The organism is Bradyrhizobium sp. 137 (genome assembly GCF_023074095.1).
Taxonomy (GTDB): Bacteria; Pseudomonadota; Alphaproteobacteria; order Rhizobiales; family Xanthobacteraceae; genus Bradyrhizobium.
The window spans coordinates 48,918-71,147 of the sequence record NZ_JADPKU010000067.1 but is presented as its reverse complement, the minus strand read 5'-3'; the positions used below and the strand labels follow the sequence as shown (position 1 = coordinate 71,147).

Sequence of the window (22,230 nt, the reverse complement as noted above, 5' to 3'; positions counted from 1 at the left end):
GGAGATGCAGGCGCCTGGCCGCACGACCGGCCTCCTCGGGGGCGGCAACCTGCAACGTTTTTCGTCGCGAACGCATCGGCTTTCGCACGTCTACCTCAAGGACCAGCTTAGAGGCGCTTCAGAATATCGCCGGATCGCCGGCTACTTCCGGTCGTCCATCTTCGACCTCATCAACGAAGAGGTCGAGACGATCGGCAAGGTCCGGATCGTCTGCAATTCCGACCTCGACCAGCTCGACATCGACGCTGCCCAGAAGGCCCGCGAGCAGCTGCTCAAGGAGAAGTGGAACGAGGTCGACGACGCCGTCGAGAGCTTCTTCCGTCGCCCCCGCTATAAGCGGCTTTTTGAGATCCTCACCCGCGGCAACGTCGAGATCAGAGTAGTCTCGCGGCGGGACGCTCCGTTCGTGCACGGCAAGGCTGGCGTCATCCGGCGTCCGGACGGCGCTGCGTCGGCGTTCATGGGCAGCCTCAACGAGACGCGGGAAGGCTGGACCAGCAACTACGAAATGGTCTGGGAGGACACCTCCGCCGACGGCGTGGCCTGGGTGGAGGAGGAGTTCGAGGCCCTCTGGGAACGCGGCAAGCCGCTGCCGGACGCGATCGTCGAGGAAATCGGCCGCAGCGCCAGGCGTGTCGAGGTCCAGCTCGAGGAATTGAAGCCCGAAGAAGTCGCCCCGGCGGCCCTCGTCGAGGCGGACATCTATCGGAAGGGTGAGGAGTTGATGCCGTGGCAGCGGGCCTTCGTCGGCCTGTTCCTAGAACACCGTGAGACCTACGGCGACGTCAGGCTGCTGCTTGCGGACGAGGTCGGAGTCGGCAAGACGCTGTCGCTCGCCGGCGCGGCCCTAGTATCGGCTCTCCTGGGCGATGGGCCCGTGCTCATCCTGTGCCCGGCCACCCTCACGACCCAGTGGCAGATTGAGCTCAAGGACAGGCTGAACATCCCGTCGGCGGTCTGGCTTTCGACGGAAAAGGCCTGGCGGCTGGATCCGGACGAGATCCCGATGCCCTCGATCGGTCCGGAGGGGGTGACCAAGTGCCCCCGCCAGATCGCCTTGGTCTCGACCGGCCTGATCTTCCACAACACGGAGGAACGCCGTCTTCTGATGTCGAAGTCCTTCGGCATGGTCATCCTGGACGAGGCCCACCGGGCACGCGGCAAGGACGACATGGACGCGGACGAGCGGGCGCCGAACAACCTGCTGTCCTTCATGCACGAGGTGGCCAAGCGGGCGCGGCACGTCCTGCTCGGCACCGCCACGCCCATCCAGACCGACGTCGAAGACCTCTGGGACCTCCTCAAGGTCCTCGGCATGGGGGCGGAGCACGTGCTCGGCGACGCCTGGAGCGAGTGGCGGTCGGCCGAAAAGAGCGTACCGGTCATCAGCGGCAAGCAGCAGGTCACTGACGAACGCGAAGCCTGGACGCTGTTCCGGAATCCGCTCCCCGCAGCGGCTGAGAACGAGGTCATCTTCGGGCTGATGCGGGACGCCGTGGCGCTCGCCAAGAACCGCTTCGTCTCCTCGACCCCGTTCAGCGAGATCGACGACCAGTTCTGCCGCGACCAGTTCGTCGACGACGTCCTGACGCCACGCGGTTCGCTCGGATTCTTCCAGCGCAACAATCCCGTCGTCAGGCACGTCGTTCTGCGCAAGCGCTCGACGCTCGAGGAACTCGGCTTGATCCCACGGATCCCGGTCGACATTCACCCGCTGCCCGGCGCCCACATGCCGCCCATGTTCGACGGTCTCGGGTTGCGGACGTCGAGCGCCTTCGACGCGGCGTACGTCGCCGCGGAAAAGTTCACGAAAGCGCTGCAGAAGCGCAAGAAGTCGGCCGGCTTCATGCGGAGCCTGATGCTGCAGCGGCTCTGTTCGAGCTACGCCAGCGGCTTGGCCACCGCCGAGAAGCTGCTATCCGGGCGCGTTCTCGACGACGAGGAGATGCAACTCGAACTCGGCGACGAGAATCTCGACTTCGTGGGCGAGGAAGTCCGGCAGCTTCAGGCGATCATCGACGTCCTGTCGCCGCATCCGACCGATCCCAAGCTCGACGCGGTCCTCTATTTCCTTCTTGAGCGTCCGGATCCCTGGCTGCCGAAGGGATGCATCATCTTCAGCCAATATTTCGACACCGCCAAATGGGTGGGCGAGGCGCTCACGCAGCGGATCCCGGGCGAGCCGATCGCGGTCTACGCTGGCGCCGGCAAGTCAGGCATCTTCATCAGCGGCGAGTGGAAGAGCGTCGAGCGCGAGCAGATCAAGCGGGCGGTGAAGGAGCGCACCATCCGCCTGGTGGTCGCCACCGATGCGGCCTGCGAGGGCCTGAACCTCCAGACGCTGGGCACCCTGATCAATATCGACCTGCCGTGGAATCCCAGCCGCCTGGAGCAGCGCATCGGCCGCATCAAGCGCTTCGGTCAGCGCCGCGACCGCGTCGACATGCTCAACCTCCTGTACCACGGCGTGCTGCAGCCCACCGTGGACGAGAAGGTGTACGCCAAGCTGTCCGAACGGATGCGCAACCGCTTCGACATCTTCGGCACGCTTCCGGACGTCATCGACGACGACTGGATCGAGGATGAGGAAGAACTCGAGGCTCGCCTGAAGGAGTATACGGCGCGACGAACCAAGGCGAACGCGTTCGACCTGCGCTATGCGGGCGACGTAACGCCTAAGGGCGAGCGCTGGGAGCTTTGCGAGAAGGTGTTGGCGCGGCATGACGTGAAGCAACGGCTGTCGCGCGGATGGGGAGAGCGGGAGCGGAGTGAGATATCCTGAGCGAATTCGGCTTATGTTAAACGCAAGCTCATGAATTCACCGCGCTATCTTCAGTATCTTCGCTTATAGGACCAGGAAGAGTCTTGTTCCTCCATCATCTCCGCGTCCGTGAACGTTAGGAGAGTGAGGATCTCGTCGTTCGGCAGAGGGAACGTGTGCTCGAACATCTGGTGGCGCTCGGCGCCGCGGCGGTCGAACCAGGCGTCGGCATCGATTTTCCGCGGGTGCGTCTGTTCGACCTTGGAGCCATAGAGAGTCTCGAAGGCATAGCTTTCCCGATCCAGTTCGTCGCGCGGAAACCAGCGGTCGGGAACGCAGGGGGGCCGGAGAAACCACTTCCGTCCGTTCCTGCCGTGGCAGACGAGCATCGCGTGGAATTTATTGCTTTGGACCAGGCGGATCGCGGTTGCCGTGCGGCTCGCCTTGAAGGCGGTAGAGATGTCGCTGACGGTTTTGAGATTCAGCACCTTGTATTGGGCGATGATGGGCCGAAGGATGTAAGCGGGCAGCAAGAGCTCCGACGCGAACTGGTCGGCCACGGATTCCGGATTGGTCGTTCCCCTTCCGCCAAAGCTTCCGATGTCCTTCGAGCGGCAGACGAGAAGCTGTCCGCGATGGTAGGTCCAATGTCCTATTTCGTGCGCCACTGAGAAGCGTTGACGCTGCGGGATCTTGGTGTCGTCGACGGATATGATCGCCTTGTCGCCGCATCCGCAGATCCGCGCTTCGCACGATTTGAGCGGCCGATACTTCACCTTCGCGCCCACGCTCCATGCGACGGCCTCCAGGTCGATCTCCTCGGGCTTCTCTATCCCCAACGAGCGCAACAACCGTTCGGGTGCCGAGTAGCTCATTAGCTCTCTCCTTCACCCTCCCCCGGAATGGCTCCCAATTCCATGAAGTCGGCCATTATCCCTTCGGCATCGTCGTCGAGCGATCCGGTCTCATTGCGGGCCGCCATCGTCAACTTGCTGGCCGCCTCCTGGTTTCGAGCGAGTATGCCTCGGAGGCTGGCCTGTGACGCGCCCCGTACTGGCCGCAACGGCGGTCTCCTCGAATCCTGCTCTATCTCGCGCCGAATGGCCGCCATGCGCCGCCTTCCGACGACGAGCTGGGCCCGATCAAGCGCCGCAAGCCCGGCCCGACCAACCTCCTCTAGGTCGACGCCGTCCTCGATCGCCTCCTTCAGGAGCTCCTCGTCCGAAATTGAGGACAGATCGTCCAGTACGAAGTCGTCCATCCGTTCGAGCCGATCCCTCGCCTTCTTGTCATCGGACATGGGGGTTCCTTTCGGCATAGTCGTTCAGGCGGCGGCGCACGAAACGCCTCTTGGAATCGAAGTCCTTCTGCGGGAGCTCCAGCAACTCCCGGAGTTCCTGGCCTTCGACCCCGTCGATGATCCCATCAAACATCATCTCGGCCGTCGCGTCTCCGTCGAAGGCAGCGACGACCTCGGCCAGGATCTTTTGGGCGTCCATGGTCGAAGCCGCGGGATCGGCTGGCTTCGTCAAGTCGGTCAGTCCAGAAGCCGCGCGTTGCTGCGCCTCCAACGCTTCGGAAAGATGCACGTGGCCTTCGGACCCGTCGGCCTCCGAGGCGATGCTGCGGATCGCGTTTCCCAGGAAGGTGGTCACCGCAACATTCCTGGGGCAGTTCCGGCGGCCGTCAAGGCTTCGGACCAGGGCTTCGTTCTGAAGCTCGCGCCATTCGAGACGGCACCGCTTGGAGAAGTGGATCGCCGCCTTCCTGACCCGCAGCCAGTCCAACGGTGTGAACGCGGCGATCAGCGTCCGGAGCTCGTCCGGCGAGTAAGTCCCACCGTCCGGCTGGCCTTCGGCTGATTCCTCCATCACGGCGTTCGGCATCTCTTCCCTGGAACCTTGCCATCTCCGGCTTAGGCGCGGCCCGCCCCCCGGCGCGGACAAGAAAAATCGATGTCCGCGTGGGCCGCGAGGGCGCGCCTAAACGCATGATGACACAGTTCCCGCCACCTACAACCCAGAGAGGTCAAATGACCGCGAAGATTACTTTCTTTCCCCTCGGCAACGCCGATACCACCCGGATCGACCTGGCCAACGGCCAGACAATCCTGATCGACTACGCCAATATGCGCTGCGCCGACGACGATTCCGACCGCCGGTGCGACCTGCCGGCGCTGCTCCGGCGGGCGCTCGACGACACCGACCGCGACGACTACGACGTCGTCTGCTTCTCCCACCTCGATACCGACCACGTGAAGGGTGCCGCGGACTTCTTCTGGTTCCGCCATGCCTCGAAGTACCAGGGCGGCGACCGCATCAAAATGAACGAGATGTGGGTGCCGGCCGCGGTGATCACCGAGGACGGGCTCGACGGCGACGCCCGCGTCATCCGGCAGGAAGCGCGCTACCGGCTGGAGAAAGGCGAGGGCATCAAGGTCTTCTCGCGGCCGGCGCGCCTCCACGACTTTCTGGCCTCGCGCGGCCTGACGGTGGCCGACCGGGAGCATTGCATCGTGGACGCCGGCCAGACCGTGCCGGGGTTCAGCAAGACCGGCGGCGCCCGGGCCGAGTTCTTCGTCCATTCGCCGTTCGCCTGGCGCGTCAACGACCGCGAGGTCGAGGACCGCAACCAGGATTCCATCGTCTTCCAGGCCACGTTGGACGAGGGCGGCAACGAAACCTACGCCATCTTCGGATCCGACGTCGACTACGACACCCTCTCCAAGATCGTGCAGACGACGAAGCGTCACGGACGGGAGGACCGGCTGCTCTGGGACGTGCTGAAGCTCTTCCACCACTGCTCCTACCTGTCCCTCGGCCCGGACCGCGGCACCGACGAGACCGTCGCGGTGCCGGACGTGAAGTGGCTGTTCGAGGACCGAAGCCGCGAGGGATGCATCATCGTGTCCCCGAGCTTGCCGATCCCGGTCAAGGGCACCACCGAGGACAAGGACGTCCAGCCGCCGCACCGCCAGGCCGCCAACCACCACCGGCGCGTCGTCGACGACAAGGCCGGCGACTTCAAGGTCACGATGGAGTCGCCGAACGCGACGTCGCCCAAGCCGCTCGAAGTCGAGATCACCAGCCGCGGCACCCGCCTCAGCGTCGTGGCGCCGACCGTGATCGGCACCATCACGTCGACCTCGGCCCGGGCGGGCTGACCATGCTGCACCCGTGGCTCGGTCTGTGGGGCGAGGAGTGCGATCCGCACGATTTGCGGATCCCGCTCGCCTCGCAGCTGATCCGCCTCCTGTCGACCGACGGCGGCGGCGTCGCCGAGATCCGCGGAGCCCGCCGGTCCGGACAGGCGGAAGTGCTGGTGCTCGACGTCCGGACGGGCCGCCCGCAGCGGCCCGCGTCCCCGCTGGACCGGACCGAACCCATCGCGATCCTGTTTCCGAAGGAAGGCGCACCGCCGATCGTGCTGGCCCTGCGGGCCGACTTTCCGGACACGCCCCATCAGAACTGGGTGCCGGAGCACATCCCCGCCTGCCTGTGCGTCGACGACCGCCCGTGGGTGGAGGCGAGGCTGACCTACACCGCGGGAGGCCTGCTGTACCGCATCCTGAACTGGTTCAAGCTGGCTGGGATGGGAGAACTCCACGAAGCCGGCCGGGCGCCGGATCCCTACTTCACCGGAGCGACCTTCGAGATCATCCTGCCCGCGTCGGCGGTCGACGACGCTGATCTTGTCGGCTTCATCCAGGCGGGCAAGCGGCATCCCGTGATCATCGCGGAGACGTATTCGGCCGAGCGCCACGGGTCCGTCTCCGTCGGCGGCATCGTCATGACCTCCTACGCGATCCCGCCGCAGCACATGCGGCGGCTGCGGCACGTGCCGACCACCCTGGAAGGACTTGCGGCCGAACTGCGCGGACACGGCATCGACCTCGTCGCGGATCTCGGCGCCAGGATCGACGGATGGGCCGGCGTGCAGCGGCGCGACGCCTTCCGCTTCGCGTCGAGACTGGCCGTCATGCTGAAGGTGCCGGTGACCGACCCGGCGTCAGGAGAAACGACACGCACCGACAATCTGGCCTTCGTGACAGACCAATCCCTCGGCGAGGTCGGCGTTGCGATGGGCCGCCTGCTCGAGAACCGCTCAGACGTGGGCGACCCGCAAGGCTTCGTCCGACACATCGTGCCGGCCGTCACGGGCGCCGGCGGCCTTGCGACGATCGTGCTCCGCACCGCGATCGCGCACGGCGAATTCGACGCCCGGACGGCGGCGACGATGTCCGGCCTCGATGCCCCTGACGATCGCAAGGCCGTGATGGTCGGAGCCGGATCCATCGGATCGAACCTCTGCGAGGCGCTCGTCCGCGAAGGGCGCTTCTCCTGGACCGTCGTCGACAAGGACTACCTGCTGCCGCACAACCTGGCGCGGCATACGCTGACGCTGCAGTCGTCCGGCGCCTTCAAGGCGGACCATCTCGCCGCGAGGATAGGCACGCTGCGGTCCGGCATCGCCTGCAAGGCGATCGTCGCCGACTTCCTTGAACCGCACGACGCCGAATTGACCGACGCGCTCGCCGCCGCAGACGTCATCATCGACACCTCGGCCTCCGTTCCGGTCGCGCGCGCGATCTCGGATCTGGAGACGGACGCCCGCCGCGCCAGCGCGTTCTTCAATCCGGCCGGCACCGCTGCCGTGCTGCTGATCCAGGACCGCGCCGGCGAGGTCGACCTGCGGGCGCTCGAAGCCGCGTACTACGCGGAGATCTTGGCGAGGGGCGAACTCGCCGACCATCTGTCTCAGTCGGCCGACGCGATTCCCTACGCTGGCGCCTGCCGCTCGGTGACAAACCGCATTCCCGCGGCAAGGGCGATCACCCTCAGCGGGCTGGCGGCCACGGGCCTGTCGAAGGCCATCGACCGGGACGAAGCGCTCGTCCGGGTCTGGTCGCTCGCCGAGGACGGCGCCGTCGGCGTCGTCACCAGACGCGTGGAGCCGCCGCTCCGCCACGCGTCGCTGTGGCAGATCGTCCTCGATCCGGAGGTGGAGCGGCGGCTCCGGAGCATGCGTGCGGAAAGGCTTCCGGTCGAGACCGGCGGCGTGCTGATGGGCGTGGTTGACGTCGCCGCGAAACGCATCGACGTCGTTGACGCGTGGGACCAACCGCCGGACAGCCGCGGATCGCTCGCCCTCTTCGAGAGAGGTACGGGCGGCCTCGGGCGGCGCGTCTTCGCCGCGATGGAGCGCACGCTCGACCAGGTCAGGTACGTCGGCGAGTGGCACTCGCACCCGCGCCACCACTCTACCGACCCCAGCACCATCGACGTCGCGCAGATCGCATGGCTGACCGACAGCCTCGCGTCCGACGGATGTCCCGCGTTGATGATCATCGTCGGCGACGAGGGCATCCGTGTCTGCATGGGCACGACGCTGGAATCCCTCAAGGCCGACATGTCGCGATAGCGCGGGCGGCGGCGGTCAGCGCGGCCAGGTCCGCTTGGCGCCGTAGCGCTGGCGGAGCGTGTCGCCGTTGGCGTCCAGGATGCCGCTCTTCTTGGAGAACAGGCCTTCGACGCGCGACGATTCCTTCGTCGACCGCCCGATGAGGTTGATCACTTCGTAGCCGCCGGTGTGGTCCCCCGTCGAGCGCACGATGACGTCGCCGGTCTTCGTGGTCTTCAGGTGGATTCCCTGTTCGTGCAGCAGGTCGCGGATCTCCTGGCGGGGATGGTCGTACATGTTGTCGTAGTCCGACGAGCAGATCGCCACCTCCGGTTCGATGTGGTTCAGGAATTTCTTGGTGGTGAAACCGTTGTCGGCGCCGTGATGCGCCAGGATCATCACGTCGACCTCGCTCCTCAGCACGCGCTGGCGCCGGAGTCTGGCGCCGATGATCGGCGACATGACGTCGCCGAGACTGAGGACGTTGAAGCTCCCCTTGCGGAAGAGCTTGACCGTCGAGTTGTCGTTGGCGTTCTCGAAGATCTGCACCGGGTTGTAGAGCGTGTCCCGGAACGCCTTCGCCGAAGCCGGCTCGAGGCCCTGGATGTACTGCGGCGTGATGTGCCTTATGATCGGCGTCGTGCCGGTGTTGCGGCGCCTCGACCGGTATTCGGCGATCATCTCCAGGCATTCCTCGCCATGGCCGGAGTCCTTGTACGGATCGTAGCCGGGACACTCGATCTTCATCGGCCGTATCAGATTCAGCAGGTCCGGAAGTTCGTGCTTGTTGCAGTGATCGGCGTCCCAACTGGTGATGTGCAGGACGTCGGCGTGGTCGACGCCGCACCGCACGGTCATCTCATGCTCGACCTGCGCGCGGCTCTCCTCTGTCAGGCGGGCCTCGATCATCGTGAAATGCCCGTCGGCGAAGTAGGAGAACGACGATCCCGCGGATCCCAGGTGGTAGGCGCGGAAGCGCGTGCGGATGCTTCTCATGAACAGTGGTCCTCCCAGTAGTGCGGCGTCCCGAACCGCGGGGCGGCGTAGGTGGTCAGCGTCGCGTCGGCGACCTCGAATCCGTGCCTGGCGAGCGCGTCGAATCCCGCGGCGGAGAGCGCCCTGAGATCGGTCGGATACTGGAGCGCCATTGCCGCCTGCTCGTCGGTCTGGAAGCGGTCGTAGAAGCCGACCGGCCGCCCGAGACCGTTCTTGACGTCCACCGCCCGCACCGAATTGCCCATCCGCAGCAACACACCGTCGACGGTGCCGGACGCGATGTCAGCGATCAGCACCCGCGACCGGAGCGCGCGTATCTGGTCGCCGGCGACATCGAACAGGCGCGGGCTCGACAGCCTGCCGCCGAGCAGCGCCCCCAGCGGCGACCTTCCCGGCGGCCGCAGCGAACCGGATGCGTCGCTGCAGATCAGGAAGTCGCAATGGCGCAGGCCCTTACCCGGCTTGGTGACCGCTTCGAGGCCCATGTTGTCGTAGGCGCCGCCGTCCCACAGCCGGACCCGGTCCCGGGACGGGGCGCGCATGCGGACCTGCTTGCCCGTGGCGGGATCGGTCTCCCACCACCCCGCTGGCGGCAGCGGGAGATCGACCGCGCCGATGACGTAGGGGACCGCGGCGGACGCCGCGGCTGCGACCGCCAGCGGCACCTCTGGCGCGTAGTGGCGGCCGAAATTCCAGTCGCCCATCTCCCGCCTGGCGAAGCGCCAGTTCTTGCCGGTCTCGATGCAGGTCGCGTTGATGAGCCAGTGAGGCGCGTCGGGCAGGTCCGCGAGCGAGCCGGAAACGCCCCAGTTCCGCTCCAAGAGCCGTGCGAGCACCGATGCGCGGTCGCGGATCAGACCGACGTTGAAGTCGAGCAGTCCGCGCCAGCCGATGGCACCGAGACTGAAGAGATCGCAGGACGTCATCTTGGCCCGGACGGCCGGGTAGACCTTGGTCAGGTAGTCCGTTGAGGAAGGCCACACCATCCCGGATCCGGACATGATGGCCGCCGTCACCAGGCTGCCGCCGGAGACCGTCGAGACCACCGACACCTGCTCCAGCAGGCCCTCGGCCGCCAGGCGTCTCAAAACCCCCATGTGGAACGTCGCCGCCCGCACGCCACCGCCCGACAGGGCCAGGCCAATACGCGGCGCGCTCCACTTGCGGGGGTTCGATGTCGTTACTTCGCCGGTGTCGGTTCCTTCCACGCGCGGGCTCCAAAAGGCTTTGATCGGCAGAACGCCTTCCCGGTCCGCACGGTCGATATCGCGTTAGGCGCGGCAATCGAACGATGCGGACATCGCAGGCTGGACTCTTTTGTTCTTGTTATGTTCTAATTGGGAAATGACCGACCGCCCCGCCAGCTGGCGCATGCCGACTAGGAAGCAAATAGACATGATGGCTCGCCACGTCGGCAGGAACGCGCCGCCAGCGCGCGGGCTGGCTCCGGATGACGACCTGCCTCCTGAATACTGGCAGGCGCTCCTGGACGACCCGCGCGCGGACAGCGGCCGATCGCGCCAAGCCGCGCCCGGCATCCAGACGCGTCGGCTGGCTGATGTCCCGCAGCACCTGCTGCGGGTCGCCTGCCGGCGCTGCAACAGAACCGTCGAAATCCAGAAGGCCGACGCCGTCAGGTTGTACGGTCGGGACGCCATCTGGCGGGACGTCGGCCAGCGCCTGCTGGACAATACCTGTTCTAATCGGACCGGCCGCCATGAGGAAGACGGCTGCTGGCCGTCCTTCGACTGACCGCGTCGACCATGGCGCCTAAACATCATGGGACTCCACTCTCCGGAGGCGACCGCAAGGCGCTGCAGAAGGAGCTCGGCCGGGCCCGCGCCATGACCAGCATCCTCGCCGCCCAAGCCGCCGAGGCCCGCGCCCAAGGCGAGGCCCTGATCCGTCAGGCCGACAAGTTGCTCGCCGAATCCTGGAACGAACGGATGTGGGCCGACGGCAGCCCGATCTACCCGTCGCCGACTGTCGACCAGGCGATCAACGGTGGTTATCCCTGGCTCGAAATCGAATGCTCGCGCTGCAAGAACAAGCGCGACGTCGATTTGGCTGCGCTGCGCCATCCGCCGACCACGTTTGTCCACGACCTAGCGAGCCGGCTTCGCTGCAGCAAATGCGCCAAGGCCAATCGCCGACCTGCTGCCACGCTGCTACAGTTGGCGCAGCGCCCTCGCCAGGCCGCTCCGGAGACCTGACGATGTGCAATTTGTATTCGATTACTACCAACCAGGCCGCCATCAGCGCGCTGTTCCGCGTCGTCAACCGCTACGTCGGCAATCTCGCGCCGATGCCAGGCGTCTTTCCCGACTACACGGCGCCGATCGTCCGCAATGGCGCTGCGGGTCGGGAGGTCACCACCGCCCGATGGGGTATGCCGTCGTCGTCGAAGGCGCTTATGGACGCGACGAAGAAGCGGGCCGAGAAACTGCAGGCCAAGGGCAAGAGGGTCGACTTCAAGGAGCTGCTGCGGATGGAGCCGGACAGCGGCACCACAAACATCCGAAACGTGAAGTCGAAGCACTGGACGCGCTGGCTCGGCGTCGAGAATAGATGCGTGGTGCCGTTCAACTCGTTCAGCGAGTTCAACAAGGCCGAGGGCGGCGACATCTGGTTCGCGTTCGACGAGACCCGCCCGCTCGCCTGCTTCGCCGGCATCTGGACCAACTGGACATCGGTCAGGAAGGTCAAAGAAGGCGAGACTACCAACGACCTCTACGCATTCCTGACGACGGAGGCCAACGCCGAAGTCTTCGCCATCCATCCGAAGGCGATGCCGGTGATCCTCACGACGCGGGACGAGGTCGAAACCTGGATGACGGCACCCGCCGAGGAAGCCCTGAAGCTGCAGCGCCCTCTTCCGGACGGGACACTCCGGATCGTCGCTCGCGGCGTGAAGGAAGACACGGCGCCGATGGACGGCTCTGGTCACCCTTAGCCTGTCGAGGCGCTTGACTCTGAGGGTGGCCCTCGAACAAAAATAGAACAACGATTCTGCCCCGAAGGTCCGCTTGGCCAAATTGCCGCAACTGCCCGTCTACTATTATCTCGACCACTTCGCTGAAATGTTGGGGTTCGTGGAGAGGACCTATGCCCCCGTGCTTGGTCCGGAGCATCACGCCTTTATAGGGCGGTTCGAGGGTCTTTCGAGGGATGCGAGATGCCTGTTGGTCCGCATGATCAACCGGCGCGGTGCCATATTCAACCGATCGCTGTTCAACTATCCCGAGATCGATGACGTCGAGCGGGCGGCATCCGATCTGACCGCGGCCGGTCAGGCACGCGAGCTCGGCGAGGGGGACTATGCGGTCTTCGTCTCGTGCCTGCCGAAGGACGTCCTTGTGACTGGTGCACAGGCGGCCGGGCGTGGAGACGTCCGGAAGTCCTGGTCAAAGCCGAAGTTCATCGAGTACTACCTTGAGCGAATACCATTTTCGGTCGCCGCGCAGCACTGTGGGGCGCGCAATTTCATCGCGCTCGACGGTACGCGTCCCATCGAGTTTCTGCTCTACCTCTACTTCGGCAAGACCGAGGTGGATCTGAAGAACTTCGCGCTGCGCGATCTGGGAATCCTCCGCACCAACCAAGAGACCTCGTTCAGCGCGCGCTTCACCGATGCCGAGGAGGCGCTCGCCTCGTTCCATTACAGCCAGGTTCTGGACAGTCTGGAGGACGGATCGGAGGCTGCCCACAGACGGGCCGCCATCGACGTGCTCGGCGGACCCGCCTGCACGACCGAGTTCGCCGCCGATCTCCGCAGCCGAGCCGCGCATCAGACTGGGTTCTTCTTCGAGAAAGCGGGCGAGAGCGATCTCGCCCGGCAGCTCTACCGCGCCGAGCCGTCTCCGGATTGCAACGCGCGGTTGGTTCGCCTGCTCTACAACACGGGCGACAAGGCTGAGGCCGAAGCGCTGTTGCAGGGGATGATCGAGGATCCCGCCAGCGATGGCGAACACCTCTTCGCCACAGACTTCTATGCCCGTAAGTTTGGCGGCAGGCGTACAGGGATCTACACCGAACTTTTGCGGTCCGGCCGCACGATCGGTGTCGATGACACCCATCGCGGCAATCCCGAGGCGGGCGTCGCCGGCGTGCTGCGGCGCGAGGGCATCAAGGTTTTCTTCACCGAGAATGTGCTGTGGCACAGCCTGTTCGGCCTGCTCTTCTGGGACGAGCTGTTCGAGAGCACCCGGATGCCCAGCGGGTTCGATTGGCTACCTCACTGCCTGAAGGATCGCAGCTTCCGCCGGCTCTTCGCCGCGACAATCGACGAAAAGCTGGCAGTCATCGCGTCCGGATCCGCCCTCCCGTTGATCCTCCGCACCGTCGCAGCGAGATGGGGCCGCCCGAACGGGATGTTTAGCTGGGATCACGTGCAAGTGGAGGCGCTGCGCGCGCTGCTCGAAGGGTCCGATCCGGCTGGCATCGCCAGCATCCTCGGCAGCATGTGCGACGACTTCCGCGGCATGCGCGACGGCTTCCCCGACCTCATGTTGGTCCAGGACGACAAGGCGTCCTTCATGGAGGTCAAGGCCGAAGGGGACGTGTTCCGCCGCAACCAGCTGACCCGCCTCCGCCAACTCGGCGACGCCGGCATTGTGGCTGAGATCGGTCGGGTCGACTACCGCTTCGACCCCGAGCAGGACTACGTGGTGGTCGACATCGAGACCACCGGCTCATGGTCGAACGGCGACCGCATCACCGAGATCGGAGCGGTGAAGGTCCGCAACCACCAGGTCGTGGACGAGTGGCACTCTCTCCTCAACCCGCAGCGTTCCATTCCTGCCAAGATCGTCCAGCTGACGGGCATTACGAACGAGATGGTTCGCGACGCTCCTTTGTTTGCCGAAGTGGCGGATTCCTTCATGCAGTTCATGGCCGACGGCATCTTCGTCGCCCATAACGTCAGCTTCGACTACGGTTTCCTCTCCTACGAATTCGAGCGGATCGGGCGTCGCTTCAGATTTCCGAAGCTCTGCACATGTGCCGGGATGCGGCGGCGCTATCCGGGACACAAGTCCTACGGACTAGGGAAGCTCTGCGGGATCTACGGCATATCACTCGACAATCACCACCGCGCCCTATGCGACGCGCGGGCCTCCGCCCAGTTGTTGAATCTCATCAACCAGAAGCGGAGTGCGGAGAGATATATCGGCGAGGCCGCCTAGCGGTTCGAGCCGATCGGGTGGCTTGGAAACGGCTCGAGAGAATTCCGATAAGGCGAAATTTTGTCTTGCTCCGTCGGGCAAAACAGTGGTTCATAAGGCGCTGGTCCTAGGGAGACGAAGGAGCCAGCCCGATGGCGAATGACGTGGACACCTCCTCGGAATTGTCCAAGATCGCGAAACTGAACGGTGACTTCCGAAGGAATTACGGCACTCTCATCGGTGCGATTTTGTACCTCCGCACCGTGAGCGCCGCGCGCCGAAGCCCTTGGCTTTGGGCTGGCCTGATCTCGATTGCTTTTTCGGCGGTGCTGAGCTGGTTGGGGCGGCATGGGTGGTTTTTGCCAGCGCTGCTTTGATGGCCGCGAAGAGTGCCCCCCTTTCCCGGTAAAGCGCTCCGCGATGGCGGCGAAGGGAGCCTGATGCGAGCCAGACGTAGCGTCCCGACCTCAACGAGGCAGGCAGTAGAACGTAATCCTCGATCTTGCGATTTGCCGCATCCAACCGCATCACGGCAAGCAGGCCCGATGAAATCTGCCTTCGATAGGCCTTCCATTGCGCAGCGTGATCCTCTCCCCGTCGCGCCAGCCGTCGCGCGACGAGAAACGAAACTATCCGCCTGCCTTCGACATCGACGCCGATCCCGTCCTGAGCGAGCTCCGGCCGAAGACCAAGGTCCTTTCGCAACACCTCCGCGAGCTCGGTTGCGTGCCTCGCCTGCTCGGCAGCCCAAAACTCCCGGGTGTCGATCCAGTCGCAGTCGCGCGGCGACACGTAGCCGATCAGCGCATAGGTCTTGCGCAGTGAACCGAAGTGCTTCACGTAGGAGGAGACGTGATTGAGTCCTAGGGTTTCGTTGATGATGCGGGAATTGAGCTTACCGCGCCGACGGAGCGCAAGGCGAAGGCGCAACAACATCTCGTCTTCCGGAATCTCAACTCGGCGCTCGGCAAGCAACTTCCGTGCGCGTGCGAAGATGCCCGGATCCACAATAGGCTCGATCGCCGCAGCGCCCCGGACCCAGGCGTGATCCGGGTTTTTGACCAGCTTCTGCCCTAAACGTCGCGAGGTACGGTTGTAGACGGTCTTGCCGATGTAGTTCTCGTTCGCGAGGATGGTCGGGATCATGCCGTCGGTCCACGGCCGACCGTTGTGATTGGCGATGCCGGCGTCGTTCAGTTGGCGCCTGATGTCGCTGTACGATTTCCGGCCGTTGACGAACTGATCGAAAATGATCCGGACCACGGCCGCCTCCTCGGCGGAGCCGGGCTGCAGTCGAACGCGGTCCGATTGCAAAGCCTTGAACTGGCCCTTTTCGAGGAAGCCCTTCGGATGCTCGCTCTCGTCGACCATCAAGCGCCGCAGGCCGTAGCCCACGGGAGCGCCGACGCGGTATCCAAGGCTCGCGACCCGGCAGTGTCCCGCATGCACCTTGACCGAGAGTTCCCGGCTCCACTCGGCGGCCATGCCGCGCTTCAGGCTTTTCGCGATCCCTGAAACGAATGTGCCGTCGTTCTTGAAGAGCTCCGCGCAGTATTCGACCTGAACGCCGCTCCGCTTGCACAAAAACTCGTAGTAGGCGCTCTCGTCGACGTCCTGGAAGCGGCCCCAACGACTGACGTCGTAGACGAGGATGTGGTCGAAATCAGCCTGCCCCGACTGCACGTCCTCGATCAGTTCGATCAGACCGGGCCGTCCCTTGATCCGGAGGCCGCTGCGGCCCTCGTCCGAATAGGTGCGGACGATTGTAAGAGCGTTCGCCTCGGCATAGGTGGCGATTGCTGCCATCTGGTTCTTGATCGAGTAGCGCTGCAGCTCCCTCGACATCCGGACATATTGCGCGGCGCGACGCGCTCGGGTCCGCCTCGCCAGGCCTGTCCCCTTGGGAACGACGAGCCAGTTACCCATACACCCCTCCTGCTACTTCAGAGGTACCAAGCCTAGCAAATACACCTTGCGCGTTCGGGCTGGCAACGCCGATCAAACTTGAGACGGCCCGGTCCATCCGGCCAGCGCTTCTGGTTTATGCACAGCGACGCGGAACAGGGGGACAAGCCTCAGTCCTACCAATTGCGAATCCCTGACCCGTGCTAACCGCCCGGAACGGGCAGGCGGGGGCAGGATTCGTCCTGGCAGGAGCGATGTCGATGCTGATGACGAAGGAAAGACGACCGGCGATCCGGACGCTGCGCGGCTGGGCGATCCACGTGCTGCAGGAGGCGGGCGCTATCCGCGAATGCGAGGAGCACGGCTGGGCTTGGGATCGGGCCGACCCTCATGCGCGCGAGCACGCGTTGGACATCGCCAGGCAGGAGCCGCCCGAGGGCTTGTCTCCGGATCAGGCCGTCGAGGAAGTGCGCGAGGTTTTGGGTTCTATCGGTGATGCGTGCCCGGAGTGCCCCCCAGGCAAAGATTAGTTCGGCTGCCCTGCCGCACCGCTCGGATGGCAGCGGATGCGGGCGAGTTCGAGCCAAGCCTGCGCGAGTTGGAGCCAGCGCTGCCGCTCGGAGCCATCGGCCGATAGGGCCTCCTTCACCGCTTCTTCCGCACGGTCCTTGGGCTCGAAGTCGTTATCCATGATGGGGAACGTCGTAGCCTACCAAGGTAAACGCCCGGTGGCCCTAAAAGTCCGTATTAACCCGGGTGGGCCCGCCCGTCGTCCATGGCGGGCCCTTCAAGGAAGCAAGTCGAGTGCGTTCTGGAGCGCGGCGCCGGCGGCGGTGTTGTCGAAGATGCACCAGGCCTCGCCTGAGGACGATGCAGCACTGAGCCGTGACTTCAGCGCGCCAAGGTATGCCCGGTTGTAGGCGGAGTAGTAGATGCGCGGCGCTCCATGCAGCCGAAAATAATGCAATCCCGGCCACCCGCCCGGCAGGTCGGCATCGGGCACGCGCGCCGGGTCCGCAGCGACGCGGCTAATCCGACGCTCCCTGAGCCAAGCACCGACCTCGGGCGTGAACCAGCTGACGTGACGTGGTTCGCAAGCGAGAGCGGCTGAGGTCCCTTCCCGCAGTGCGCCGAACAGGATTTCCGCATCTGATTCAACGAACATCTTGCGAGGCGCAAACTGAACGAGCAAAACCCCGAGCTTCGCACCGAGGCCGGCGCTTTCTTCGATGAACCGATCGAGTTCAGCCCGCGCAAGCTGGTTCGAATGAGTGACGGACTTAGGGACTTTGACTGAAAATCGGAAGTCATCCGGCGTCGAGTTCGCCCACTTCTCGTACGTCGAGCGCCGGTGCGGCCTGTGAAAGGATGAGTTGATCTCGGTGGCATTCAACACCGCCGCGTAACGTTCAAGGTGGCTACCTGCGCCGCCAACCCTTTCCTTACAGCTTCGAGGAACATTCCACCCCGCTGTTCCGATCCGAAGCTCGGCTTTGACATGCGCGTCCTCTTCCATGTCAGTCTACAACCGCCATGGAGCGTCACCCGGTGATTCTCAATCTCAAGCCGACTTCCGCCGCGTTCCTGCTGCAGGCTTCTTCGCCGCGTCCTTCGCAGGCTTCTTGCCGGCGATCGGCATCAGCATCTCCTTCTGACCCGCGGCCGTTTTTTTCGCCTTCTTGGCAGGTTTCTTTGCAGCCTCGGTCTCGGCCGCTGCGCTCCCGACGCTCTTGCGCAGTGCGTCCATCAGATCGACGACGTTGTCGCCTTTCGGCCGATCCTTCGGCACGATCGGCTTGCCGGCCCTTTTCTGGTTGATGAGCTCGACCAGCGCGCTCTCGTAGTGGTCCTCGAACTTGTCCGGTTCGAACCGCCCCGCCTTCTGGTTCACGATGTGCTTGGCGAGGTCCAGCATGTCCTTGGTGACCTTGACGTCCTGGATCTCGTCGAAATATTCGGCCTCGCTGCGCACCTCGTAGGGGTAGCGCAGCAGCGTGCCCACCAGGCCCTTGTCCATCGGCTCCAGCGCTATGATGTGCTCGCGATTTGTCAGCACGACGCGCCCGATAGCGACCTTGTCCATCTCGCGGATGGTCTCCCGGATAACGGCGAAGGCGTCGTGCCCGACCTTGCCGTCGGGCCGGATGTAGTAGGGGCGGATCAGGTAGCGCGGATCGATATCGGACTTGTCGACAAACTCGTCGATCTCGATGGTGCGCGTGGATTCCAGCGCGATCTCCTCGAGCTCCTCCTTCGTGACTTCGATGAACTGATCCTTTTCGAGCTGGTAGCCCTTGACGATGTCCTCGTTGGGCACCTCGTCGCCGGTGTCAGCGTCGACCTTCAGATACTTGATGCGATGGCCGGTCTGCCGGTTCAGCTGGTTGAAGGAGATCTTTTCGCTTTCTGACGTGGCCGGATAGAGGGCCACCGGACAGGTCACGAGTGACAAACGCAGGAAGCCTTTCCAATTGGCGCGGGGGGCCATGAACGCGGTACTCCGGAGGGACGGTGCTGGATTCAAGACGAACGGAGCCTGCCGGTTCCGACATGCTCCGGGAGCGCCAACAGGAAAATTGGCCATCTGCCCGCAGCGCCCTCGGGCACGTCCGAAAACGTCGTGATTCGCTTGTTTTCCAGGTACCTCGTGGAGCTTTCGGCCGGTATTGTGGGTCCATGGACGCGCTGACCCAGCCCCCGAGAGAAGAGCATACTCTGGAACAGGTGGACTTGGCCGCAATGGCTGAGGCTTTAAGCCGGTCACCCGACTACCGGATCCTGAGGCGCCTGGTTGCCTGACCGACCTATATTGCGACAGCAGAACAGGAGGTCAGGACCGGCGTCTTGCTCGACACCGAGACGACCGGCCTTGACCACGCCAAGGACGAGATCATCGAGCTCGGGATGGTGAAGTTCGACTACACTCAGGATGGGCGGATCGTCGGGGTGCGCGACACCTTCTCCGCCTTCAACGAGCCGAGCGCGCATCTCTGCGGAAGTGACGGCACTCACCGGCATCACGAACGAAATGGTCGCCGGACACAAATTCGATGATGACGCTGTCGCCGCCTTCGTCGAAAGTGCAGTCATCACGATCGCGCACAACAGCGGCTTTGACAGAAAATTCGCCGAACGCTACTGGCCCGTGTTCGAGCACAAGGCCTGGGGCTGCAGCATGAGCGAGATCGACTGGCGCAAGCACGGTTTCGCAGGCTCGCAACTCGGCTATCTCCTGAACGGAGCCGGCTACTTCCACCACGCACATAGGGCCGTCGACGACTGCCACGCCCTGCTGGAGGTCCTGGCGTTCGAATTGCCGACGATTGGCTCGCCGGCATTGGCGCTCCTGCTGGAGACCGCCCGTAAGCCGACGATGCGGGTCTGGGCGGAGCAGACCGCGTTCGAGCTCAAGGACTCATTGAAGCGCAGGGGCTATCGCTGGAACGATGGCAGCGACGGCAGGCCCAAGTCCTGGTTCATCGACGTGGACGTGACTGCCCTGGACGACGAGATATCGTTCCTGCGGACGCAAATTTACATGCAGGATGTCGATCCCACCGTGCAGAGGCTGACCGCTTTCACGCGCTTCTCCGGACGGATATGAGGCTCAGCGGCCGAGACGCTTCTCGACTCGTTTGCGGGAGTTGCCGACCTTCTTGACCGCCTTCTTCACGGCCGATGCCGAGCGGCCGCTCTTCTTGGCCTCGTATGCCACTTCGTGCTTCTGTCCGCCGGCCACGCGCGCCCGGTCCTGTTTGCGACCGCGTGCCGTCGTCTTTTTAACTGCCGCCATCGGATCCTCCTGATGCGAATGATGCGTTCCAACGCCGCAAGGATTCGCGTGGTTCCTTGCCGTCACGAGGCCGCATTTGGGCCGAAGGGACGAAGGCTGGCTCAACGGCCGCAGGGATGCCTGTGCATGATGGCAACCCACCCGTCCAGCAACAGCCCGTCCCAGGATACGACCCCTTCATCCCACGTGGTGCCGTGTTCGCGGTACACCTCAGCCCATTGAGGTCTCCATTCGATCATCTGGTCGTTGAGCCCATCATGTACTTGGCAGGCACGATCCGGATCGAACGTTTCCATAGGATTCACGCGGGGTGTCCGGGGTCGACATCCTTCGGCGTCTTCTTCTCCCGCTGGGGCGTCATCTTCGCTGGACTTTCCCGTCCGGGGACCCCGCGGGGACCAAGCTGTTCACGCTGGATATCGTCCTCGGAGCGTTCGGGCTCGACACCGTTGATCGGCCTGTCAGGCATCATTCGATCCTCGCCTTTTCCTGCAGATCTCGTATCCGGATCTCGGCCTCCTCCTTGGAGGTCACGATCTCAGATTCATCGGGCACGCGCGCGATCGCGCTGAGCCTCTTGAGCTCGGCGAGCTGTTCCGGGGTAGGCTTTTCCATTCTCGAGTCCTCGATCGCCTGCACAACGGCTTCGTCGTCGAGCACGTCCAGCAGCTTGTTTATGGTTTGCGCGCAATTTCTGGGGCCGGGCTCGACATGCCGGGCCAAGATGCCTTGTGCGTCTTCCAAGGCCTTCGCAATTCGCCTTTCCGGATCCATGACCGGTACTCCACATACTCCGCGGGAAAACGCGGCTATGAACGCCGCGTTCCTTTGCTCAGGCCCTTGAAAGAGCTGGCCCGCAGAAGGCCTTCGGAGGTGATGTCGCGGTACTCGATGTCTGCGAAGAACTTGGGCTCGACCCAAGTGGCCTTCGGCTTCCGGATGGTCTTCGTCAGCTTCTGCTTCGGGCTCACGACGGTGTCGAGCGCCTTGCGGATCTGCGCTGACGTTGTCCGGCTCCATCCCGTGCCTACCTTGCCCATGTAGACGAGGTCCTTGCCTTCCTTCCTGCCCAGATAGAGAGCGGCCACGCCGGACGGGTCCTTGATGAAGCCGACCACAGGGAATTTGCCCTTCTGAACGACTTTGATCTTCTGCCAGGCCTCCACCCGATCCGATCGGTAAGGTGCGTCCACCCGCTTGGAGACGATGCCTTCGTAGTTCAGCTTGCTCGCCGCGGCGAACAGTGCCTGGCCGTCCTCTTCGTGGTGCTCGCTATAGAGCACGGGCTCCTTGAGGTCGTGCTGCTCGATCAGATCCTTGAGCAGCCTCTTGCGCTCGATTTGCGGCTCCTTGCGCAGATCTCTACCGTCGAGCCACAGCAGATCGAATGCGAAGTAGAGCAAGCGATCCTGATCGCCTCTGCCCAGGTCCGCCTGCAGCTCAGAGAAGTTCGTGCGCCCCTCATGGATGACGACCACCTCACCGTCGACAATGGCCGGTCCTTCGATATCGAAGGCGCCCGCAATCCTTGAGAACCTGCTGACCCAGTCGTAACCCTTGCGCGTGAAGGCTCGGCGATCGTCCCCGTCGATCCGGAGCTGGACGCGGTAGCCGTCGTATTTGATTTCGTGAATCCACTGCGCGCCCGAAGGCGCCTTCGCCTTCAGGGTAGCAAGTTGGGGTGAGATGAACCCCGGCATCTCGGGGCCTCCCGGCTTCGCCGCCGGTGCCTTTGTACGCTTCGCCACGCTACGCCACTCACAAAAAACCTACCGCCGGGTTGGGGCCGGCGGCGGGCAGTCTACCTACCTTACTCAACGACTCTTCAAACTTCGGAAGCTGTCATGTGTTCCGGGGCCCCGCTAGGCCGCCGCGCCGCCCCGAGAGTGAGCGACGCCGCGCTCCGCTGTTCCTATTTGACCGCAAACGAGGCCCTTACGAACTATGGGCGCGCCCCAGCGTTGACCAAGATCATGTCAGACGCTTTTGACTACGTCCGCGCTTACGCCGTCCGAGCTCTTTGCAAGGCTCGCTCGATGCCGCAAGGCAAGATGAAGCACCTGCAGCTCTTGGCTGGGCGAATTTATAACCTCCTCAAAAAGGAGGCTGCTTACGCTCCGAACATGCAGCACCTCGAGGACTTCCGCGCAGCGCAGAAGCTCGAGAGGTCTCTCGATCGAGAGCTTGACGTCGCTGCGACCGCTCAACGCCGT

21 protein-coding genes and 1 pseudogene are annotated in these 22,230 nt (G+C 64.1%); 9 read left to right on the top strand and 13 right to left on the bottom strand.

Going from position 1 to position 22,230, the window contains the following annotated elements; genetic code table 11:
• The first annotated feature begins 4 nt into the window (after positions 1 to 4).
• Positions 5 to 2,782: a phospholipase D-like domain-containing anti-phage protein gene (locus tag IVA78_RS21400; protein ID WP_247467592.1), complete on the top strand. Its 2,778-nt coding sequence runs from the start codon at positions 5 to 7 to the stop codon at positions 2,780 to 2,782.
• 50 nt (positions 2,783 to 2,832) lie between these two features.
• Here the strand turns inward: IVA78_RS21400 and IVA78_RS21395 are convergent, their stop codons facing one another.
• From IVA78_RS21395 to IVA78_RS21385, 3 genes are read right to left on the bottom strand one after another with little or no spacing between them, the layout of a single operon-like run.
• A complete protein-coding gene (locus IVA78_RS21395) occupies positions 2,833 to 3,636 on the bottom strand; it encodes an ImmA/IrrE family metallo-endopeptidase (protein ID WP_247467590.1) in 804 nt (267 codons plus the stop codon).
• Positions 3,636 to 4,061, bottom strand: a complete 426-nt coding sequence (locus IVA78_RS21390; protein ID WP_247467589.1) for a hypothetical protein — start codon at positions 4,059 to 4,061, stop codon at positions 3,636 to 3,638. The genes IVA78_RS21395 and IVA78_RS21390 overlap by 1 nt, the downstream gene beginning before the upstream one ends.
• Complete coding sequence (locus IVA78_RS21385; RefSeq protein WP_247467587.1) at positions 4,051 to 4,647, bottom strand: hypothetical protein; 597 nt, start codon at positions 4,645 to 4,647, stop codon at positions 4,051 to 4,053. The genes IVA78_RS21390 and IVA78_RS21385 overlap by 11 nt, the downstream gene beginning before the upstream one ends.
• 146 nt (positions 4,648 to 4,793) lie before the next feature.
• On the opposite strand from IVA78_RS21385, the gene IVA78_RS21380 reads away from it, so the two are divergent.
• Both IVA78_RS21380 and IVA78_RS21375 read left to right on the top strand, forming a co-directional pair.
• Positions 4,794 to 5,924 (top strand): hypothetical protein, encoded by a 1,131-nt coding sequence (locus IVA78_RS21380; RefSeq protein WP_247467585.1) that lies wholly within the window; start codon positions 4,794 to 4,796, stop codon positions 5,922 to 5,924.
• 2 nt (positions 5,925 to 5,926) lie between these two features.
• Positions 5,927 to 8,182, top strand: a complete 2,256-nt coding sequence (locus IVA78_RS21375) for a ThiF family adenylyltransferase (RefSeq protein ID WP_247467583.1) — start codon at positions 5,927 to 5,929, stop codon at positions 8,180 to 8,182.
• Positions 8,183 to 8,197: 15 nt separating this feature from the next.
• On the opposite strand, the gene IVA78_RS21370 is transcribed toward IVA78_RS21375, so the two are convergent.
• Together IVA78_RS21370 and IVA78_RS21365 are read right to left on the bottom strand one after the other, a co-directional pair.
• A complete protein-coding gene (locus IVA78_RS21370) occupies positions 8,198 to 9,157 on the bottom strand; it encodes a hypothetical protein (protein ID WP_247467581.1) in 960 nt (319 codons plus the stop codon).
• Complete coding sequence (locus IVA78_RS21365; RefSeq protein WP_247467579.1) at positions 9,154 to 10,365, bottom strand: patatin-like phospholipase family protein; 1,212 nt, start codon at positions 10,363 to 10,365, stop codon at positions 9,154 to 9,156. Before IVA78_RS21365 ends, IVA78_RS21370 begins: the two co-directional genes overlap by 4 nt.
• 136 nt (positions 10,366 to 10,501) lie before the next feature.
• Between IVA78_RS21365 and IVA78_RS21360 the strand changes: the two genes are divergently transcribed.
• The 4 genes from IVA78_RS21360 (at position 10,502) to IVA78_RS21345 (ending at position 14,340) form a co-directional block, all read left to right on the top strand.
• Positions 10,502 to 10,909: a hypothetical protein gene (locus IVA78_RS21360; RefSeq protein ID WP_247467577.1), complete on the top strand. Its 408-nt coding sequence runs from the start codon at positions 10,502 to 10,504 to the stop codon at positions 10,907 to 10,909.
• An 11-nt stretch (positions 10,910 to 10,920) separates the two neighbouring features.
• A complete protein-coding gene (locus IVA78_RS21355) occupies positions 10,921 to 11,370 on the top strand; it encodes a hypothetical protein (protein WP_247467575.1) in 450 nt (149 codons plus the stop codon).
• A 2-nt stretch (positions 11,371 to 11,372) separates the two neighbouring features.
• The gene (locus tag IVA78_RS21350; protein WP_247467573.1) at positions 11,373 to 12,110 is read left to right on the top strand and encodes an SOS response-associated peptidase family protein; all 738 of its coding nucleotides are present in this window, start codon (positions 11,373 to 11,375) and stop codon (positions 12,108 to 12,110) included.
• Between the two features lie 73 nt (positions 12,111 to 12,183).
• Complete coding sequence (locus IVA78_RS21345; protein ID WP_247467571.1) at positions 12,184 to 14,340, top strand: exonuclease domain-containing protein; 2,157 nt, start codon at positions 12,184 to 12,186, stop codon at positions 14,338 to 14,340.
• 213 nt (positions 14,341 to 14,553) lie between these two features.
• Here IVA78_RS21345 and IVA78_RS21340 read toward each other — a convergent pair whose 3' ends face one another.
• Positions 14,554 to 16,245 carry a recombinase family protein gene (locus IVA78_RS21340; protein WP_256468131.1) on the bottom strand — a complete coding sequence of 564 codons (1,692 nt, stop codon included), beginning with the start codon at positions 16,243 to 16,245 and terminating at the stop codon, positions 14,554 to 14,556.
• Positions 16,246 to 16,484: 239 nt separating this feature from the next.
• On the opposite strand from IVA78_RS21340, the gene IVA78_RS21335 reads away from it, so the two are divergent.
• The gene (locus tag IVA78_RS21335; protein ID WP_247467568.1) at positions 16,485 to 16,754 is read left to right on the top strand and encodes a hypothetical protein; all 270 of its coding nucleotides are present in this window, start codon (positions 16,485 to 16,487) and stop codon (positions 16,752 to 16,754) included.
• Here the strand turns inward: IVA78_RS21335 and IVA78_RS21330 are convergent.
• The 3 genes from IVA78_RS21330 to IVA78_RS21320 all read right to left on the bottom strand — a co-directional run bounded on the left by IVA78_RS21330 (position 16,751) and on the right by IVA78_RS21320 (position 18,712).
• On the bottom strand, positions 16,751 to 16,915 hold the full coding sequence (locus tag IVA78_RS21330) for a hypothetical protein (protein ID WP_247467566.1): 165 nt from the start codon (positions 16,913 to 16,915) through the stop codon (positions 16,751 to 16,753). The two genes, IVA78_RS21335 and IVA78_RS21330, sit on opposite strands and share 4 nt — an antisense overlap.
• A 96-nt stretch (positions 16,916 to 17,011) precedes the next feature.
• Positions 17,012 to 17,740 carry a DUF72 domain-containing protein gene (locus IVA78_RS21325; RefSeq protein ID WP_247467564.1) on the bottom strand — a complete coding sequence of 243 codons (729 nt, stop codon included), beginning with the start codon at positions 17,738 to 17,740 and terminating at the stop codon, positions 17,012 to 17,014.
• 45 nt (positions 17,741 to 17,785) lie between these two features.
• A complete protein-coding gene (locus IVA78_RS21320) occupies positions 17,786 to 18,712 on the bottom strand; it encodes a Ku protein (RefSeq protein WP_247467562.1) in 927 nt (308 codons plus the stop codon).
• A gap of 320 nt (positions 18,713 to 19,032) precedes the next feature.
• Here IVA78_RS21320 and IVA78_RS21315 point away from each other — a divergent pair.
• Positions 19,033 to 19,828 (top strand): annotated as a pseudogene (locus IVA78_RS21315) (3'-5' exonuclease).
• 3 nt (positions 19,829 to 19,831) lie between these two features.
• Here the strand turns inward: IVA78_RS21315 and IVA78_RS21310 are convergent.
• From IVA78_RS21310 to ligD, 4 genes are all read right to left on the bottom strand, one after another.
• Positions 19,832 to 20,017 carry a DUF3606 domain-containing protein gene (locus IVA78_RS21310; RefSeq protein ID WP_247467559.1) on the bottom strand — a complete coding sequence of 62 codons (186 nt, stop codon included), beginning with the start codon at positions 20,015 to 20,017 and terminating at the stop codon, positions 19,832 to 19,834.
• A gap of 301 nt (positions 20,018 to 20,318) precedes the next feature.
• Positions 20,319 to 20,489: a hypothetical protein gene (locus tag IVA78_RS21305; RefSeq protein WP_247467556.1), complete on the bottom strand. Its 171-nt coding sequence runs from the start codon at positions 20,487 to 20,489 to the stop codon at positions 20,319 to 20,321.
• Positions 20,486 to 20,791: a hypothetical protein gene (locus IVA78_RS21300; protein WP_247467553.1), complete on the bottom strand. Its 306-nt coding sequence runs from the start codon at positions 20,789 to 20,791 to the stop codon at positions 20,486 to 20,488. Before IVA78_RS21300 ends, IVA78_RS21305 begins: the two co-directional genes overlap by 4 nt.
• A 35-nt stretch (positions 20,792 to 20,826) precedes the next feature.
• Positions 20,827 to 21,717: a non-homologous end-joining DNA ligase gene (ligD, locus tag IVA78_RS21295; protein ID WP_247467550.1), complete on the bottom strand. Its 891-nt coding sequence runs from the start codon at positions 21,715 to 21,717 to the stop codon at positions 20,827 to 20,829.
• Between the last annotated feature and the right edge of the window lie 513 nt (positions 21,718 to 22,230).

What these genes read in the sequence shown, in the direction of transcription:
- IVA78_RS21400 (WP_247467592.1), top strand. Translation starts at nt 5, where the DNA reads ATGCAGGCGCCTGGCCGCACGACCGGCCTCCTCGGGGGCGGCAACCTG.
- IVA78_RS21395 (WP_247467590.1), bottom strand. Translation starts at nt 3,636, where the DNA reads ATGAGCTACTCGGCACCCGAACGGTTGTTGCGCTCGTTGGGGATAGAG.
- IVA78_RS21390 (WP_247467589.1), bottom strand. Translation starts at nt 4,061, where the DNA reads ATGTCCGATGACAAGAAGGCGAGGGATCGGCTCGAACGGATGGACGAC.
- IVA78_RS21385 (WP_247467587.1), bottom strand. Translation starts at nt 4,647, where the DNA reads ATGCCGAACGCCGTGATGGAGGAATCAGCCGAAGGCCAGCCGGACGGT.
- IVA78_RS21380 (WP_247467585.1), top strand. Translation starts at nt 4,794, where the DNA reads ATGACCGCGAAGATTACTTTCTTTCCCCTCGGCAACGCCGATACCACC.
- IVA78_RS21375 (WP_247467583.1), top strand. Translation starts at nt 5,927, where the DNA reads ATGCTGCACCCGTGGCTCGGTCTGTGGGGCGAGGAGTGCGATCCGCAC.
- IVA78_RS21370 (WP_247467581.1), bottom strand. Translation starts at nt 9,157, where the DNA reads ATGAGAAGCATCCGCACGCGCTTCCGCGCCTACCACCTGGGATCCGCG.
- IVA78_RS21360 (WP_247467577.1), top strand. Translation starts at nt 10,502, where the DNA reads ATGACCGACCGCCCCGCCAGCTGGCGCATGCCGACTAGGAAGCAAATA.
- IVA78_RS21355 (WP_247467575.1), top strand. Translation starts at nt 10,921, where the DNA reads ATGGCGCCTAAACATCATGGGACTCCACTCTCCGGAGGCGACCGCAAG.
- IVA78_RS21350 (WP_247467573.1), top strand. Translation starts at nt 11,373, where the DNA reads ATGTGCAATTTGTATTCGATTACTACCAACCAGGCCGCCATCAGCGCG.
- IVA78_RS21340 (WP_256468131.1), bottom strand. Translation starts at nt 16,245, where the DNA reads ATGGGTAACTGGCTCGTCGTTCCCAAGGGGACAGGCCTGGCGAGGCGG.
- IVA78_RS21335 (WP_247467568.1), top strand. Translation starts at nt 16,485, where the DNA reads ATGCTGATGACGAAGGAAAGACGACCGGCGATCCGGACGCTGCGCGGC.
- IVA78_RS21330 (WP_247467566.1), bottom strand. Translation starts at nt 16,915, where the DNA reads ATGGATAACGACTTCGAGCCCAAGGACCGTGCGGAAGAAGCGGTGAAG.
- IVA78_RS21325 (WP_247467564.1), bottom strand. Translation starts at nt 17,740, where the DNA reads ATGGAAGAGGACGCGCATGTCAAAGCCGAGCTTCGGATCGGAACAGCG.
- IVA78_RS21320 (WP_247467562.1), bottom strand. Translation starts at nt 18,712, where the DNA reads ATGGCCCCCCGCGCCAATTGGAAAGGCTTCCTGCGTTTGTCACTCGTG.
- IVA78_RS21310 (WP_247467559.1), bottom strand. Translation starts at nt 20,017, where the DNA reads ATGGCGGCAGTTAAAAAGACGACGGCACGCGGTCGCAAACAGGACCGG.
- IVA78_RS21305 (WP_247467556.1), bottom strand. Translation starts at nt 20,489, where the DNA reads ATGATGCCTGACAGGCCGATCAACGGTGTCGAGCCCGAACGCTCCGAG.
- IVA78_RS21300 (WP_247467553.1), bottom strand. Translation starts at nt 20,791, where the DNA reads ATGGATCCGGAAAGGCGAATTGCGAAGGCCTTGGAAGACGCACAAGGC.
- ligD (WP_247467550.1), bottom strand. Translation starts at nt 21,717, where the DNA reads ATGCCGGGGTTCATCTCACCCCAACTTGCTACCCTGAAGGCGAAGGCG.